The organism is Segatella copri (genome assembly GCF_015074785.1).
Classification (GTDB): Bacteria; Bacteroidota; Bacteroidia; order Bacteroidales; family Bacteroidaceae; genus Prevotella.
The window spans coordinates 3,167,417-3,185,186 of record NZ_CP042464.1; the positions used below are offsets into that span (position 1 = coordinate 3,167,417).

The 17,770-nt window shown below is 46.3% G+C and carries 9 protein-coding genes, 1 tRNA gene and 1 pseudogene; 6 read left to right on the forward strand and 5 right to left on the reverse strand.

What is annotated here, in order from left to right; all coding sequences use genetic code 11:
* Positions 1-132 precede the first annotated feature (132 nt).
* From sufB to FO447_RS13100, 5 genes are all read left to right on the forward strand, one after another.
* The gene (sufB, locus tag FO447_RS13080; RefSeq protein ID WP_022120773.1) at positions 133-1,584 is read left to right on the forward strand and encodes a Fe-S cluster assembly protein SufB; all 1,452 of its coding nucleotides are present in this window, start codon (positions 133-135) and stop codon (positions 1,582-1,584) included.
* A gap of 43 nt (positions 1,585-1,627) precedes the next feature.
* Positions 1,628-2,383, forward strand: a complete 756-nt coding sequence (sufC, locus tag FO447_RS13085; RefSeq protein WP_022120772.1) for a Fe-S cluster assembly ATPase SufC — start codon at positions 1,628-1,630, stop codon at positions 2,381-2,383.
* Positions 2,384-2,397: 14 nt separating this feature from the next.
* Positions 2,398-3,741, forward strand: coding sequence for a Fe-S cluster assembly protein SufD (gene sufD, locus FO447_RS13090; RefSeq protein ID WP_200756714.1), 1,344 nt, complete (start codon positions 2,398-2,400; stop codon positions 3,739-3,741).
* A 36-nt stretch (positions 3,742-3,777) separates the two neighbouring features.
* Positions 3,778-4,992 (forward strand): aminotransferase class V-fold PLP-dependent enzyme, encoded by a 1,215-nt coding sequence (locus FO447_RS13095; protein ID WP_118081079.1) that lies wholly within the window; start codon positions 3,778-3,780, stop codon positions 4,990-4,992.
* Between the two features lie 422 nt (positions 4,993-5,414).
* The gene (locus FO447_RS13100; protein ID WP_200756716.1) at positions 5,415-6,023 is read left to right on the forward strand and encodes a ribonuclease HII; all 609 of its coding nucleotides are present in this window, start codon (positions 5,415-5,417) and stop codon (positions 6,021-6,023) included.
* Positions 6,024-6,202: 179 nt separating this feature from the next.
* On the opposite strand, the gene FO447_RS13105 is transcribed toward FO447_RS13100, so the two are convergent.
* The 5 genes and pseudogenes from FO447_RS13105 to FO447_RS13125 all read right to left on the reverse strand — a co-directional run bounded on the left by FO447_RS13105 (position 6,203) and on the right by FO447_RS13125 (position 16,404).
* The gene (locus FO447_RS13105; RefSeq protein WP_200756718.1) at positions 6,203-8,656 is read right to left on the reverse strand and encodes a hypothetical protein; all 2,454 of its coding nucleotides are present in this window, start codon (positions 8,654-8,656) and stop codon (positions 6,203-6,205) included.
* A gap of 25 nt (positions 8,657-8,681) precedes the next feature.
* Positions 8,682-10,730, reverse strand: coding sequence for a RagB/SusD family nutrient uptake outer membrane protein (locus FO447_RS13110; protein WP_200756720.1), 2,049 nt, complete (start codon positions 10,728-10,730; stop codon positions 8,682-8,684).
* Positions 10,731-10,764: 34 nt separating this feature from the next.
* Positions 10,765-14,053: pseudogene (locus tag FO447_RS13115) on the reverse strand (SusC/RagA family TonB-linked outer membrane protein).
* A gap of 458 nt (positions 14,054-14,511) precedes the next feature.
* Positions 14,512-16,086, reverse strand: coding sequence for a glycoside hydrolase family 28 protein (locus FO447_RS13120; protein WP_200756722.1), 1,575 nt, complete (start codon positions 16,084-16,086; stop codon positions 14,512-14,514).
* Between the two features lie 233 nt (positions 16,087-16,319).
* Positions 16,320-16,404, reverse strand: a tRNA-Leu gene (locus FO447_RS13125).
* Between the two features lie 229 nt (positions 16,405-16,633).
* Here FO447_RS13125 and FO447_RS13130 point away from each other — a divergent pair.
* Complete coding sequence (locus tag FO447_RS13130) at positions 16,634-17,722, forward strand: mannose-1-phosphate guanylyltransferase (RefSeq protein ID WP_119227398.1); 1,089 nt, start codon at positions 16,634-16,636, stop codon at positions 17,720-17,722.
* Positions 17,723-17,770 lie beyond the last annotated feature (48 nt).

Below are 17,770 nucleotides of genomic sequence, written 5' to 3' on the forward strand. Positions count from 1 at the left end.
GAAGAGTGAAGAACGAAAAGTGAAGAAATCATTTGTTTTTCGCTCTATCATATATATAATAAGGTAGGGATGAGTCCTCAGCGGCTTATCCCTATTTAGGGTTAAAATAACGAAAGGTTATTCTAAATAACAATGGCAGAAATAGAGAAAGAACAGAATCAGGTTGTCAAGGATGTGATAGACCAGAAATACGAGTATGGTTTTACCACCGATGTACATACTGAAATCATAGAAAAGGGTCTCAACGAGGATGTTGTGCGCCTGATCTCGCAGAAGAAGGGAGAGCCAGACTGGATGCTCGAATTTCGTCTGAAAGCCTACAATTACTGGAAGACGCTCAAGGAGCCAAAGTGGGGACACGTTCACGTGCCACCTATTGACTACCAGGAGATTTCATACTATGCCGACCCTTTGGCAAAGAAGCCGAAGAATAAGGAGATTGATCCTGAGCTGGAGAAGACATTCGATAAACTTGGTATTCCTCTGGAGGAGCGCTTGGCTTTGAGCGGCACTGCCGTGGATGCCATCATGGACTCTGTGTCGGTAAAGACTACTTTCAAGGAGAAACTCCGTGAAAAGGGCGTCATCTTCTGCAGTATCGGTGAGGCTGTGAAGGAGCATCCTGATTTGGTAAGAGAGTATCTGGGAACCGTAGTTCCTTATCGTGATAACTTTTATGCAGCCTTGAACAGTTGCGTATTCAGTGATGGCTCATTCGTTTATATTCCTAAGGGTGTCCGCTGTCCGATGGAGTTGAGCAGTTACTTCCGCATCAATGCCCGTAACACCGGTCAGTTTGAGCGTACATTGATCATCGCCGATGATGATGCCTACGTTTCTTACCTAGAGGGATGTACAGCGCCAATGCGTGATGAGAACCAGCTTCATGCAGCTATCGTAGAGATTATCGTCAAGGATAATGCTGAGGTGAAATACTCTACCGTTCAGAACTGGTATCCTGGTGATGAGCATGGTAAGGGTGGTGTGCTGAACCTGGTAACCAAGCGAGGCGACTTGCGCGGTGTGAACTCTAAGTTGAGCTGGACTCAGGTAGAGACGGGTTCTGCGATTACCTGGAAGTATCCTTCCTGTATCTTGCGTGGCGACAACTCTGTAGCTGAGTTCTACAGCGTGGCTGTTACCAACAACTATCAGGAGGCTGATACCGGTACCAAGATGATTCACATGGGTAAGAACACCAAGAGCACCATCATTTCGAAGGGTATCTCGGCTGGTCATAGCCAGAACTCCTATCGTGGTCTGGTTCGTGCTACATCCAATGCCGACAATGCCCGCAACTACAGTTCCTGCGACTCTTTGTTGCTGGGCAGCGATTGTGGAGCGCATACCTTCCCATATATGGATGCCCATAACGATACAGCCGTGTTCGAGCATGAGGCAACTACCTCGAAGATTTCAGAAGACCAGCTCTTCTATTGCAATCAGCGAGGTATTCCTACCGAGGAGGCTGTCGGCTTGATCGTAAACGGTTATGCCAAGGATGTGCTCAACAAGTTGCCTATGGAGTTTGCCGTTGAGGCACAGAAACTCCTGAGTGTTTCACTCGAAGGAACCGTAGGATAGTTATCATAATTCTCGATGAAATCGATAAAAATTGACTAAAATTATGTTAGAGGTAAAGAATCTGCATGCTACTATTGCAGGCAAAGAAATATTGAAAGGTATCAACCTGACTATCAACGACGGTGAGATACATGCTATCATGGGACCAAACGGTTCCGGTAAGTCAACCTTGAGCGCTGTGCTCACAGGTAACCCTCTCTATACCGTAACCGAGGGTGAGGCTATCTTCAACGGCAAGAACCTTCTGGATATGAAGCCAGAGGACCGTGCCCGTGAAGGCTTGTTCCTCTCTTTCCAGTATCCGGTGGAGATTCCTGGCGTATCCATGACCAACTTCATGCGTGCGGCTATCAATGCCAAGCGTGAGTATCAGGGTTTGGAACCATTGAATACAAGCGAATTCATGAAGCTGATGCGTGAGAAGCGCGAGTTGGTGGAATTGGATAGCAAGTTGGCTCGCCGTTCTGTAAATGAAGGTTTCTCGGGTGGTGAGAAGAAGCGCAACGAGATTTTCCAGATGGCTATGCTGGAGCCAAAGCTTTCTATTCTCGATGAAACCGACTCTGGTCTCGACGTGGATGCGATGCGTATCGTGGCTGACGGTGTGAACAAGATGCATACCGACAAGACTTCTGCCATCGTCATCACTCATTATGAGCGTCTGCTCGATATGATTAAGCCAAGTGTGGTTCACGTACTCTATAAGGGTAGAATTGTGAAGACTGCCGGTCCTGAACTTGCCAAGGAGATTGAGGCTCGTGGCTACGATTGGATCAAGGCTGAAGTAGATGAGAAATAATAAGGAGGATGGCTATGCTTTCAGAAAAACAATATTTAGACTTGTATCAGTCTTCTTCGAGAATGATCAAGAAGAACAGTGCTGAGGTGCTCAATGCGGTGCGCGATGCTGCATTCGAGGACTTCCGTCGCCTGGGCTTCCCTTCCCGAAAGGTAGAAAGATACAAGTATACAGATATGAGCGCCATCTTCGAGCCAGACTATGGCTTGAACTTGAACCGTCTGGAAATTCCGGTAGATCCATACGAGGCTTTCCGCTGCGATGTGCCTAACCTGAGCACTTCGCTCTACTTCGTGGTGAACGATGCTTTCTATAACAAGGCATTGCCAAAGGTGGAGTTGCCAGAGGGTGTTATCGTGGACTCTTTGAACAAGATTGCTGCAGAAAACCCTGAATTCATCGAGAAATACTACGCTAAGATTGCCAAAACCGATGAAGATGGCATCACGGCATTGAATACATTTCTGGCACAGGATGGCTTGCTGATTTATGTTCCAAAGAACGTGAAGGTGGAGCGAACCATTCAGGTTATCAATATCCTTCGTTCAGATGTAGATTTGATGGTAAACCGTCGTGTTCTCATCGTTATGGAACAGGGTGCTGAGGCCAAGTTCCTCTTCTGCGACCATGCTGCTGATGATAAGAACTTCCTCGCTACTCAGGTTATCGAGGCTTATGTTGGTGAGAATGCCAGTCTCGACCTCTATTGTCTGGAGGAGACTCATTACAAGAACCGTCGTGTCAGCAACGTGTATATCGAGCAGCAGGCTAACAGCCGCGTGAACCATAACGTCATCACGCTTCATAACGGTATTACCCGCAACCGCCTCGACCTCGTATTCAAGGGCGATGGAGCTGAGTGCTTCTGCAATGGTTGTGTGATTGCCGACAAGAACCAGGTGGTTGACAACAATACGCTTATCGATCACCAGGTGGGTCATTGTACCAGCAACGAGCTTTATAAGTATGTACTCGATGGTGAGGCACGTGGTGCTTTTGCCGGTAGAGTGTTGGTTCGTCATGGTGCCCAGAAAACTGTTTCTCAGGAAACCAACCAGAACCTCTGTGCTACGAAGACTGCCCGTATGTTCACCCAGCCGATGCTGGAGATTTATGCCGATGATGTGAAGTGTGCGCATGGAAGTACTGTTGGTCAGCTCAACGATGCCGCATTGTTCTATATGCAGCAGCGTGGTGTGAGCCGCGAGGAGGCTAAGTTGCTCCTTCAGTTTGCATTTATCAATGAAGTCATCGATAAGATGGAGCTGGAGCCATTGCGTGACCGCCTGCATCATCTCGTAGAGAAGCGATTCCGTGGTGAACTCAATAAGTGTGAGGGCTGCAAGCTTTGCAAGTAGATAATATCCTTTTAAAGGAGTTAAGTTCTTAAAAATATGTATGATATCAATCAAGTAAGAGCAGATTTCCCGATTTTATCGAGAAAGGTCTATGATAAGCCATTGGTGTATCTGGATAATGCGGCAACCACGCAGAAGCCATTGTGCGTGCTCGATGCCATGCGCGACGAGTATCTCAATGTAAATGCCAATGTGCATCGTGGTGTTCACTATCTCTCTCAGCAGGCTACCGACCTTCATGAGGCAGCCCGCGAAACCGTGCGCAAGTTTATCAATGCGCCTAAGGTTGAGGAAGTCATCTTTACCCGTGGTACTACAGAGAGTCTGAATCTCGTGGTTTCATCGTTCTGCGATGCTTTTATGAGCGAGGGCGACGAGGTGATTATCTCTACCATGGAGCATCACTCCAATATCGTGCCTTGGCAGTTGCAGGCTGCCAAGAAGGGAATCGCTATCCGTGTAATCCCTATCAGCGATAAAGGTGAGATTAACCTCGATGAATTCGCCAATTTATTTACCGAACGCACCAAAATCGTGAGCATTGCCCAGGTGAGCAACGTGCTCGGTACGGTGAATCCGGTAAAAGAGATGATAAAGATTGCTCATGAGCACGATGTGCCTGTCATGGTGGATGGCGCTCAGAGTACTCCTCACTTCGCTGTGGACGTACAGGATATGGATTGCGATTTCTTCGCTTTCAGCGGACATAAGATTTATGGTCCTACCGGTATCGGTGTGCTTTACGGCAAGGAAGAATGGCTCGACAAGTTGCCTCCTTATCAGGGCGGTGGCGAAATGATTGAGAGCGTAAGTTTCGAGAAGACTACTTTCGAGAAGTTACCTTTCAAGTTCGAGGCTGGTACTCCTGATTATGTAGCTACCCACGGTCTGGCAAAGGCCATCGATTATGTCTCTGCTCTCGGTATGGATAACATTGCCAAGCACGAGCAGGAATTGACCCGTTACTGTATGGAGCAGATGCGAACCATCGATGGAATCAGGCTTTTTGGGGAGCAGGAGGGCAAAGATGCCGTTGTCAGCTTCTTGGTTGGTGATATTCATCACATGGATATGGGCACCTTGCTCGACCGTCTGGGCATCGCTGTACGTACCGGTCATCATTGCGCTCAGCCTTTGATGGACCGCTACGGCATTCTCGGCACCGTTCGTGCCAGCTTTGCCCTATATAATACAAAGGAAGAAATAGATGCGCTTGTAGCGGGCGTTAAACGAGTGGCTATGATGTTCTAAGGAAAAATCATTTTAGCCGTTTACAGCGCACGTAAAAGCCTTATTTAGCCAACTGGCGAGCGAAAGACAACCTACTGGCAAGCAAAGAACAGCCAACTGGCGCTACTGCGGACAGTTGGCTGTTTGCGTTTGGCAGTTATCAGAAAGTTGAGGTTGGAATGCCCAAATACTCTTCACTCTTCACCCTTTTGCCGTAACGTATTGTTATACTGATACTTACGCGCTGAAGAGACGCTCTGACTCTTCACCCACTCTTCACCCACTCTTCACCGCCTGGTGCTATGAGGGTGAAGAGTAGGTGAAGAGTGGGTGAAGAGTGGGTGAAGAGTTAAAATGCCCTTATCTTTGTAACTGCCCTATAATTAGGCGGTTACAAAATAGAGGTGAAGAGTGAAGAGATAAACGTAAAATTCATCATAATTATGTTAGAAAGTCATTATTATAAGGATATGGTAGAGGCTGGCTGCGATGAGGCTGGCAGAGGATGTCTGGCAGGCAGCGTATATGCAGCAGCCGTTATCCTTCCGCCCGGTTATCAGAATGCCGAATTGAACGACAGTAAGAAGCTCACAGATAAGAAGCGCAAGGCGCTCCGCGAGCAGATAGAGCGTGATGCTGTAGCTTGGGCTGTGGGCATTGTTACTCCCGAAGAAATCGATAAAATCAATATCCTCAACGCCAGTTTTCTGGCTATGCACCGTGCCCTGGACCAGCTCAAGGTTCGTCCGGAGGCAGTTATCGTGGATGGTAACCGCTTCAAACCCTACAAGGATTTGCCTTATACAACCATCGTAAAGGGAGATGGCAAATATCTGGCTATAGCTGCAGCAAGCATCCTTGCCAAGACCTATCGTGATGATTACATGGATGCGCTGGCAGAAGAATACCCACAATACGACTGGAAAGGCAACAAGGGTTATCCTACCAAGAAGCATCGTGCTGCCATCAGGGAATTTGGTGTTACGCCTTATCATCGTATGAGCTATAATCTTTTAGGCACTGGCGAATTGAGTATTGATTTTAAGGATTAGAGACCCCCTGTTATGCCCCTTTTTATGAAACAGGCTTCGATGGCAAACGAAACAGGCTTCGTTTGCCATCGAAGCCTGCTTCATTTTTTAGGTCAGTTTTGCTAAAAACGTAAGAGGACGAACCTTCACAGGCTCGCCCTCTTTGTTTTTTATTAAATATGTATATCTGATAATATAATTTAGTAAGTCAGATCACCACTCTTTACTGTGTGGTTCTTGCCACCATCCCAAGACTTACCAGTGCGCCAGCGTGGGTCACCGATTTCCTTGGTATAGATAGGATGTCTCTTCACCTTGTCAGAAGCATTGTAGTAGAAACCACTGATGTCTGAATAACGGTAAGCATCCTTCTGGAACTTCTCCTTGGCATTTACTGTACCGATAGTCCAAGGACTCTTGAAGAGCTCGCCAGCCTCAAGCTGGTAGCCTACAGCGTCTGCCTCATTCTTGTTATGATTGTCACCAAACTTAATTTGGGTTTCACCCATACCACCAACGTTGAGGGCTCCCTTGTTGTAGCCGGCACCTGTCTTGGTGTTAGAGAATGCGTTCTGCATGAACATACCATCCAGGAGACTTGTCTTAGGATCTGTAGATGACTTATACTTGTCGTAAGCAGGAACTACGGTAGAGTAGTTGTCTGCGAAGTCGTAAATAATATCCTTGGTATCGATGATCATACCCTTCTGGAAGTAGTCACGGCCACTATCATTCTTGTTACCGGCAAATACGAAGAGGTTCTTCTTGCAGGTAATCTTAGAACCACCTGGAGCATACTTGATTTCGAACATCAAACCGTGGCTCTTGTTGTTAGAGCGTGGTGAGAAGTTGACGAATGTATTGTTAGATACATTGATGTTCCATGTTGTACCATCAGGCCAAGCCAGGTTCTTTGCCTCTGTAATCAAGGCGTGGCGTGGACTATTGATGATGGTATTATTGGTGAAGGTCAAATTCTTGTAGAAGTTTGACTTGCGGTTGTTACCTGGACCTGCGAACCATGAGTAACCACGGCCGTTGGTATCATAACCACCTTCATCGTAGAATACACAATCGTTGACGGTCAACTTCTCGATAATCTGACGGTTAGGACCCTGGAAACGGATGAAACCACGAACGTGACCACTGAATGTACATCTTTCGATACGAAGTTCAGCGAGTGAGAATGACAATCCCTGGCTGTACATATTCATGAAGTAGTTCTGGGTAATGGTACATTGTGGATTACCGTTTTCTCCCTTCTGGTCAAAGTAGTTGAACCAAGCCATTGGGTGGAAGTTGATGTCCTGCATGATGATAGGCTGGATAGCCAATGTCACACCGTTCTCAGCACCAGAGCGTGCATTACGGCACAATCCCCAGCTCACGGCATTTGCTGCTGTCTTAGCCTCGCTGTTGTAACCGATTCCCTGGAGAATGGTTGCACGACCCTTACCGGCAGCAATATCCGCAGGATTGGTTGCAATGGTAAAGCCCTTGGTCATTTCAACTGTTGAAGAGCAGTAGTAGGTCTTGCCACCTTCGAGATAGAAGATCTGACCTTCTGCAATCTTATTGTCAGACATATAGTTGGTCAGGATGGTATCGATACGGGTAGCAACAAGGTCCTCGCAACCGAAGATCTTACCCTTCTGCAAGCCCATGTTCTGCAACAAGGTATCGCGCTTAGCCTCTTCTGCTGTATTTGCCTTGATGAGGATTGGTTCACCAGGATCACCTTCCATACGTACCATGGTAGAGTTGTACTGGCGGTCGTAGTAGCGCTTGATGTTGTTGTTCTGTCCGCTTACGATATAAGCAGCGTTGGATTCCAGACCTTCAATATGAACACGGCCGGCAGCACGCTGTTCAGCAGTAGGTTTGATGATGTGCTCTGGAAGCTGTGCGTTATCAGCAGATGGAACTACGCGGATTTCATCGAATACCCACTCTCCATCCTTTACCTCAGCACCAGCCTTGAAGAAATCCTTGTAATCCTTCTCGTAATCGCCTTCTGTCTGTGGCATGAAGCACACATCCATAGAAGTCTTGGTTACGTTCTCAGTCCAGAATACGCTTGGTACATCGTAGCGCATACCTGTTGTCAAAGCACCGGTTTGGTTACGGCTGTCATCACGTGACTGGTCTACCTGATGAGAACCATCACCCATACCAAACCACTTGGAGTTGTGAGGATTGTTCAAATCGTTTCTGTCAACGAGGGCACGGATGGCATACAGATAACCTGTGCTATACTGCAAGTCTTCGTGAAGGAAAGAAAGCTGGTCTGCTGTCAAAATGGTATCCAGAAGATTTGGATTCTCCTCCTTGTCCCATGAGGTTCCCATTACTTTTGCTTTCAATTCGTATGCATCTGCACCATCTACACCGTACCAGAATAAGCGCATGTCATTCACGTGTGTACTTGCCTTATAGCCGTGCTGCTGCAGGTAGAGTGAGATATTTGGATCCACTCTAGAAGCAATGTCACAATAATAGGGAGTGGATGATGATGCCGTGTTCTGTGTACTGCGGAACATAGGCATAGGCAGACGGTCAGCGTCTGCATCGTTGTAACCATCGTCGTCTTTGCATGAAGCAAAGAACGACATGGTTGCTGCTAATATCATTGAAAATATAAATAATTTCTTCATATCTTTTATGATTCTAAGTCATTGATTAATAACCATAATAATTCTTGTACTGTCCCAGGCTGCGGCTGATTACATCTTTTGGAATTGGCAGGATGTATCTTACCGATGGGAGAGTAGACAAGTTTACTTCGCTGTTATACTCAGGAATGTTGGTTGTCTGCATTACTCCCAGCTGGTCGATGAAGATGTAACCTCTGATAGAGCATCTGCACTGAGCCTTAGCTATACCTGTGTTCTCATCGAGCCAGTCGAAAAGATATGCTTTCTTCCAGTCGGCTTCTCCACCTTCCTGAGGCATCAGCTTACCGTTGAGTCCCCAGTTCTCCCAAAGGTTATCGATGCTGAAGTCATCGCCCTGAGTCTTGTAAACCTCAATGATACCGAGGCTGGCATCTGTATTGGCGAAGTTGAATACCTCTGGATAGTTGGCAGCATTATACTTCTCTGGGTTTTCTGCTACCTGCTGGTTCCACTGAGCTCTTGTACGGGTTCTGTAGAAGAAGTCATTTGGTAAATCATTGAAGTTACCATCTACATCGTAGCTTTCGTCACGGTCGCAACCCATACCATAATACTTCCAGAAGTTCTTGTAGAGCACCTGGCTGTAGAGGTTCCAGCGAACAAGATCCTTCCAGCGGATATTCTCACCGCCAAATTCCCAGGCACGCTCGTCAACGATAGCCTTGAAGAGCTCATCCTTGGTACCGAGTGCACTTACATAGCCGTCTACCTTTTCAGCCTTATTGGCTGCACCACGGAACGCACGCTCACGAACCTGCTTCAATGCATTCTTGGCTGCATCGGTAGGACCGTTCAATTCGTTTTCTGCCTCTGCATACATCAGGAGAACGTCAGCATAGCGCATGTATGGGAAGTTGATACCGGTATTGCCTTCAGAGGTATTACCCTGAGTATGACTTCTGTCCCAAAGCTTAGACCACTTCAGACAGTAGTTGGTATATGAATTCTGCAATGCAGCAATACCATTGTATCCGTAAGACCAGTAGCCTACAGTATTGCGGCGTACATCTTCCTTGTCAAATGTGAAGCGATAGAAAGCATTCAAACCTACGCTACCACTCATCTTACCCCAAGGGTGATCGGTATCACCGGCACTTGAGAAGTCAGCCTTAGGACCTTGGATATATCCGATGCTTCCGTTTACATTCTGAACGAATGGGATTTCGAAGATGACATCGTCGTTGCTTACAACTGCATAGTTACACTCATCGTTGAATACCTTCATGTAGTCGTTGGTCAACGCATGAGTACCTTCCTGGATGACAGAATCTGCGTATGTACGGGCAATCTTGTAATACTCTTCATAGTCAGCAGCACGCTCCATGGTACCTGCAGCCTTTGTATCTTCGCCATGGCGGAGAGAATAACCGGCACGGAACATGGAGATACGGGCAATGAGAGACCATGCAAACTCCTTAGAGCAGCGCTCTACGCCTTCTGTGATTTCCTTAGCCTTCTTCATCTTTGGCGCAGCCTGCTTCAGGTCGTTGATAAGAGCTGTAAGAATCTCATCACGGTTTCCCATAGGCATGATCAGAGATTCCTGATCGTAAGTACGGGTGAAGGTGAAAGGGATATCTCCCCAGAGAATCACCAGGTCGAGATAGTTCATAGCACGGATACACTTTGCCTCACCAATCATCTGGTCGAGGTCTGCATTGCCGTAGAGTGAAGATTTCTCTGCTGCGTTTACAAAGTTGTTGGCACGCTCGATAGTCTGGTAAGCCGCATCCCAGGTGCTCTTGATACTGCTACCATCTGCCTCACCGTCAAACTGCTTCCAGTCGTTGTGGCTTACGCTTTGCTCTTCGGCAGAAGAAGTAGAGAATTCTACATCGCTGTTGAAGTTGAAGGTTGTGAGGTATGCGTTACCGTATGTGCTACCGCTACAAGTAGACTGGTAAACCGCATTCAACAAGCGGTCGGCTTCTTCTGTACTGCTGAACACTTGTTTGTCGGTCACCTTAGAAGGAGCGTCTACATCCAAGTAGTCGTTGCAGGAAGACAAGCCTGCCAGCAACAGACTGCACATCAATATATTTTTAATTTTCATATTGTATTTCCTTATTATATATTATATACCTAGTTTAGAATGAAAGGTTCACACCGAAGAGGTAGCTGTGGCTACGTGGGTAGCGGTTCCAGTCAACGTTAGGTGTCAAGCCATTCTGAATGTCAACTTCTGGGTCATAGCCTGAGTAGCCGGTGATGCAGAAGATGTTAGAGCCTGTAACATACAAACGGAGGCGAGAGATACCCCACTTCTTTGTAAGGGTTGTAGGCAATGTGTAACCGATTGTCAAGTCGTTGAGACGGAGGAATGAACCATCTTCTACGAAATTAGAGAGGGTGTAGTTCTTGGTTACATCCTGTGGGTTCCACAAGGTCTTACCGGCATTGAGCTCTTCGTAAATATCGAGGTAATCGATGTGCTGTGAATTGCCCAACAGGCACTCGTTGAGGTTGTAGATACTCTTGGTTCCATCTGCATTCTCGATGTAGATATCTCCATGATAAACCCAACGGTTGTTATAGTCAAACTTCTTCAATACGTTGCGAGGATTGATCTGGCTGGCACCCTTTGCTGATGAAAGCTGGTATGCAGTAGCGTTGATCACGTCGAAGTCGAGCATGTAGGTGAAGTTGGCTGTGAAGTCGAAATTCTTCCACTTTCCTGACAAACCGAAACCACCCTGTACCTTAGGGTTGGTATTACCAACTACAGTACGGTCGTTGATGTCGATCTTGCCATCACCGTTGATATCCTTCAGCTTGATGCGGCCAGGAGCTGTACCAAACAGACCTGTAACGGTTGGCTTCTCCTGTACGCCAGGGTTTTCTGCCAGGTATGCCTCATCATTGGCTGCATAGCTGAAGCCATTTCTGTGGAATTCATTGAAACCATAAAGGCCTTCGAATACATAACCATAGATAAGACCTACTTCCTTACCCTCTACGAGGCGGAAGTTATCCTCTGAATCCCATGACTTACCAGGGATGTAAGCGTCTGTACCGTTAATCTTCTCTACCTTGGTCTTGTTCATACCCATGTTGAAGTTAGCAGAGAGAACATAGTCCTTACCGCGGAGGATATCGCCATTGATAGAAAGCTCAAAACCCTTGTTGGATACGCGGCCTACGTTCTGCCACTGCTGTGAGTAACCGGTTGTGGTAGGAATCTGGCACTTGTAGAGCAAGTCGCGTGTGGTGTTCCAGTAAACTTCAGGTGTAAGGGTGATGCGACCCTTGAAGAGAGAAATATCAGCAGCCAGGTTGCGGGTTACTGTAGTCTCCCACTTAATCTTGTTGTTAGGGAACAAACCGTCTGATGCATAATATTTGTCACCATTCTGGGTTGTTGTGCTCTCGCCCCAGCTAGGACCACCCTGTGCATTGATGTTATACTGATAGCGCCAACGGTCATCACCGATATTGTTGTTACCTGAAAGACCGAAAGCTGCACGGATCTTCAACTGATCAACAACGTCCTTGTTCCACCAAGACTCTTCAGAGATAACCCATGCACCAGAGATAGAAGGGAAGTAACCCCACTGGTTACCTGGAGCGAATCGGGTAGAACCATCAGCACGCATGGTACCTGAGAGCAGGTACTTGTGCATATAGTTGTAGTTGATCTGACCGAAGTAAGATGCAATACGGTTAGGAGTTGTTACGCTTGATGTGCTGGCGTATGCAGAACCCAGACCCATGTTGTTGAAAGCATATCTTGGAGATGTGCTCTGTGGAAAATAGCGGGATGCCTGATAGTTGGTTGTGGTTTGTGTATGCTGAACTTCCTGACCGAGCAAGAAAGAGAAATTGTGCTTCTCCTTCAGGGTTAAGCTATAGTTCAGGGTATTTGTCCATGTATACTTGAAACCACGGGTGTTTGTAATCTGAGCCACAGGCATGTTCTCGTTCTTGGCAGCCTCATCTGTCAGATAGCCGTAGAAACGGTTGTTGTCTGAGAATGACCAGAACTGGGCAATGTCTGAACGGAAGGTCAGGTTAGGAATGATTTCCCATGTGAGACTAGCCTGGTTGGTGAAACTGTAAGAATGCTTCAGCAGATAATTCTGATTGATGTCGTCCAAAGGACTAGCCAGTTTCCAGTAACGTTCTACAGAGAAGTCCTGCCACTCGTCATCATAGCTGGTAAACTCGCGGAGACCATTGGTTGGCTTGTAGTTCAATACGCCCACCAAACCACCTGTACCGATGCCGCTGGCACCTGCACCGAGGTCACGACGATAAGTAAAACGAGGGTTTACCAAGAGGTTAACGTTCTTAGCCAACTTGACATTGATCTTGGTATTCATGTTGGTACGGCGAACGCCAGAATTTGAGATGATACCATCCTGGTTGTGCTGGGTGAGAGAGGTGCTGAAACGCAACTTCTCGTTACCACCATTTACGGTAACATTGTACATCTGGGTCAAGGCTGGGTCGCCCATCAGCTCATCTTGCCAGTCGTGGGTTGTCTTTGTCTTGTAGATGTCAAGGTCGTTAGGGTTACCGAAGTCACGGCGGAATGCGTACTTCTTGCTGTTGCTGTCATAGGTTCCGTCCAACTGATACTTGACGAACTCGTAAGTATCCAGCATTTCCTGCTTGCCTGCCAGCCAAGAGAGCTGACCATAGGCATTGAAATCAACCTTCACCTTACCAGCCTGTGCAGATTTTGTAGTAACGATAACTACACCATTACCACCTCGTGCACCATAAACAGCGGTGAGGGAAGCATCCTTCAATACATCGATGCTCTGAATATCGGTAGGAGGGATGTCGTTGATGTTGTCAGCCTGGAAACCATCGACGATAAACAAAGGTTTAGAGTCCTGGGAACTTGAGATGGCTGAACCACCACGAATACGGATATTGATGTCGGCACCAGGTGCACCATCGACTGTGGTAACCTGCACACCGGCAATCTTACCTGCTAATGCCTCAGCAGCAGAAGCCACTGGAACAACAGCAAGCTTTTGTCCAGAGATTGAACCTACAGAACCGGTGAGGTCCTTGCGGGCTTTACTTGTATAACCGACAACGACAACTTCGTTGAGCTGACTGTTGTCATCCTTCAATACGATGGTTTGGGCTTGCCCCCCCCACTTTTACCTCTTGTGCCACCATACCGATGTAAGAGATAACGGCAGTCTTGCCGGCTTTCAGGTTAAGCGTAAAATTACCATCGAGGTCAGTAACTGTGCCATTCTTAGGGTTGCCCTTTTCGATGACAGATGCTCCGATCACTGGCTCGTTGTTTGCGTCCAGCACGGTACCTTTCACGACGTTCTGTGCGAGGACAGAAGATGGTGTTAACACCATTGTCGTTACTAGGCAGACTTTACACAATTTTTTGATTGCGTTCACCATGTAACTAACTTTTAAAATTTTACTATTTGTTTTTGTTTATGTAAATTAGGCCTTTAAGCATGCTACACATTATTATATAATATATAGGAGCCTATTACCAGAATTTTCTTAAATTATTTATTGCGTCTTCTAACATCTGAAAAAACTTCGGCTGAATCTATATAAAAAGAATCCAAGAGGAAAGTTTCTTAAGTTTAAATTTCTAGGTTGCGTCATTTATTTATCGACTACAAAAGTATAAAAAAGATTTAATACTACCAAGAAAAAACTAAATTATTTTAAGAAAAAGCGTGTTTTTTTCTTTTTGGGGCAAAAAGTGTAGCCTTTGTAAGGAAATAGTTGCTGATAAAACTAAAAACAGGCTGTCGGAACTTTGTGCTCCAACAGCCTGTTTCTTCTTTGTTGTTTCTGACAGATACAGCGGATATTCTTATCTGTCTTATCTTGTCAGAACGAGATTAGAAATCGAGGGTAATACCCTTCTCGTCAATCTTCTTGTATGTCTTGTCGTTGACAGTTACATTCTTTGAGTTCTTGGCATCGAAGGTGTGGGTCTTTGCACTTACCTTGATGTTCTCAAGCTTCACACCATCGGTACGGTTGATGACGATACCATGCTCTGCATTGTTTACCTCCATATCCTTGATGTGGATATTGCTTACCGGCATCTCTGGGAGACCATTGAAGTAAGCTGCACGACGGGCTGTGCGGCAGATGACATGGTTGATGTCGATATTGCGGAAGCAAGGTGTTGTCTCGTCTACCTTGAACTTCTGTACCTTCTGGCTCTTAGCCTCATCGCCATCGTTGAGAACCTCAACGGCAGACTTGCCACCGTAGTAAAGGTCGAAGGTGATGACATCTGTCTGAATATCAAACATTGACATGTTGTCGATGTAGATATTCTCTACTACGCCACCACGACCGCGGGTACTCTTGAAACGGAGACCTACATCGGTGCCGAGGAACTGGCAGTCGCTCACCTTGATATTCTTTACGCCACCGCTCATCTCGCTGCCAACAACGAAACCGCCGTGCCCCTTGAATACGGTACAGCCGTTTACGATGACATTCTCGCAAGGAATGCCGCGCTTTCTTCCGTCAGCATCCTTACCGCTCTTGATGCAGATACCATCATCCCCTACATCGAAAGTAGAGTTGACGATGAGTGCATTCTTGCAGCTCTCCAGGTCAAGACCATCACCATTCTGAGCGTAAGAAGGGTTGCGGACCAATACATCTTCTATAAGAACGTTCTCGCACATCAGCGGATGGATGTTCCATGCAGGTGAATTCTGGAAGATAACACCATTGAGCCAAACGTTCTTGCAGCTTACGAGACTGATCATTACAGGGCGGAGGAAACGCTTGATCTCGTTCCATTCTTCTTCTGAAGCTGGAGTTTTAGGCACATTCATGTTGGCACTGTTGTCTGCCTTCAATGCACCTTCTGATGGGAACCAGTAGTCGGCTCTCTTGAACGCACCGCCACGTGAAGTAATCTGCTTCCACTGTGCAGCGGTAACCTTCTGCTTCTTCAATGGGCGCCAGTATTCTCCGTTTCCGTCAATGCAGCCCTGACCGGTAATTGCCACGTTGGTAAGATGATGACCAGAGATAGGCGACTGGCAGCGGCGTGTATCCAAACCCTCAAACGATGTTTCTATAAAAGGGTAGAGGGCATCATCTGGTGAGAAAAGGATGACTGCACCTTTTTCGAGATGCAGGTTGATATTGCTCTTCAATACGATAGGACCTGTGAACCATACGCCCTGTGGAACGATGAGTTTGCCGCCGCCTTTCTGAGTCAGTGTATCGATAGCCTTGGCAAAGGCTGTGGTACAGAGAGAAGAGCCGTCGCCAATGGCACCAAAGTCCTTGAGGTTTACCTCATTGGCTGGGAACTGTGGACGGGTTACCTTTTCCATCTGGAATGGCAGATTCTCATATAGAGCATCATACTTCTTGATGTCGGTTGCCTGGGCACTTAGCGCCAACAAGCAAGCACATACCATGCTAAAAATTTTCTTCATCTATTTTTTCGGTTTGTTGGGTTATTATATATAAGCTATTTCTTCTGCAAAGATAAATATTATCTTTTGAAAAGCCAAAAATAGAAAGGCTTATTCTAAATAAATCGCTGTAAACGTTTTCGTGGAATGGGGGATATGATAGGATGTAAGTGGGTAGATATGCAGGGATAAATGTGTATATATAATAAGGTATATAAACGAAAAAAGGAGAGAAGTAAAACTTCTCTCCATCTTGGTACCCAGACCCGGGATCGAACCGGGATGGATTGCTCCACTGGTGTTTGAGACCAGCGCGTCTACCGATTCCGCCATCTGGGCAAATACTACCTTGCTTATTTGCGGTTGCAAAGGTACTAATAATTTTTGAACTGACAAACTTTTTGGTGACTTTTTTTTCTAAAAATGCATTTTTAATGCAGAAACATTAAATTTTTGTTGTTTTTATAGTCCACTTTATTAAATTTCAAGAAAATCTTTGGCACTTTCACGGATAATCACTAACTTTACAGATGAATTTTGAAAACCAACAAAATATTAGACTCAAGATATGAAGAGTAACGGAAATAATTATTGTGTGATATTGGCGGGAGGTAAGGGCCGCAGACTCTGGCCTTGCAGCCGCAGCAACTATCCGAAGCAGTTTGTCGACTTCTTTGGAGTGGGGCGCACCCAGCTTCAGCAAACCTTTGACCGTATGGCAAAGATTGTGCCTGCCGACCATATATTTATCAACACAAATGAAGAATATGTTCAACTGGTAAAGGAACAGTTGCCTGAGGTTCCTGCAGAACGGATATTGGCGGAACCTATTCATCGCAATACGGCACCTAGCATGGCATGGGCCAATCATCGCATCTCGATGCTCAATCCTGATGCCTGCATCATCGCCACTCCTTCGGATCAGGCTATCTTCAATGAAGATGCTTTCCGGGAAAACGTATTGGAAGGTCTGGCTTTTGTGGCAGAACATGACCGTTTCCTGACGATGGGTGTGAAACCAACCCGTCCTGAACCTGGATATGGATATATTCAGATGGGTGAAGCTATCGGCAACGGATTGTACAAGGTGCAGTCGTTTACAGAGAAACCGGAAAGAGAGTTTGCCAAGATTTTTGTAGAGAGTGGAGAGTTCTATTGGAATACGGGTTTATTCCTTTCTAATGTGAAGTATCTGCGTGAGTGTTTCTGCAAGATTCTGCCCCCTGTACTCCGTAATTACGATAAACAGTATCCCGAATTCAGTGTGGAGACAGAGAATGCATACATGAAAGAGAGCTTCTCTTCTTATCCTAATATATCAGTAGATTTCGGAGTGCTTGACAAACCTAGCAATGTCTATATGATGAAGTGTGACTTCGGCTGGGCTGATCTGGGTACCTGGCACAGTATCTACGAGGCGATGCAGAAGAGCAGCGATGACAACGTGGTTGTTGACAGCGATGTGATGATGGAGAATTGTCACAACAATGTAATCAAGTTGCCTAAAGGAAAGCTGGCTGTATTGAACGGACTGGATGGTTTCATAGTAGCCGAGAATGACAATGTATTGTTGATATGCAAGAAAGAAGATTCTTCTGCCCTGGTGCGTAAATATGTAAACGAGGTGCAGATGAAGAAAGGCGATGAGTTCGTCTAAGCAAGAGCTTATGAAATAAAGATATAAAAAGAGCTGCGAAGCATATTC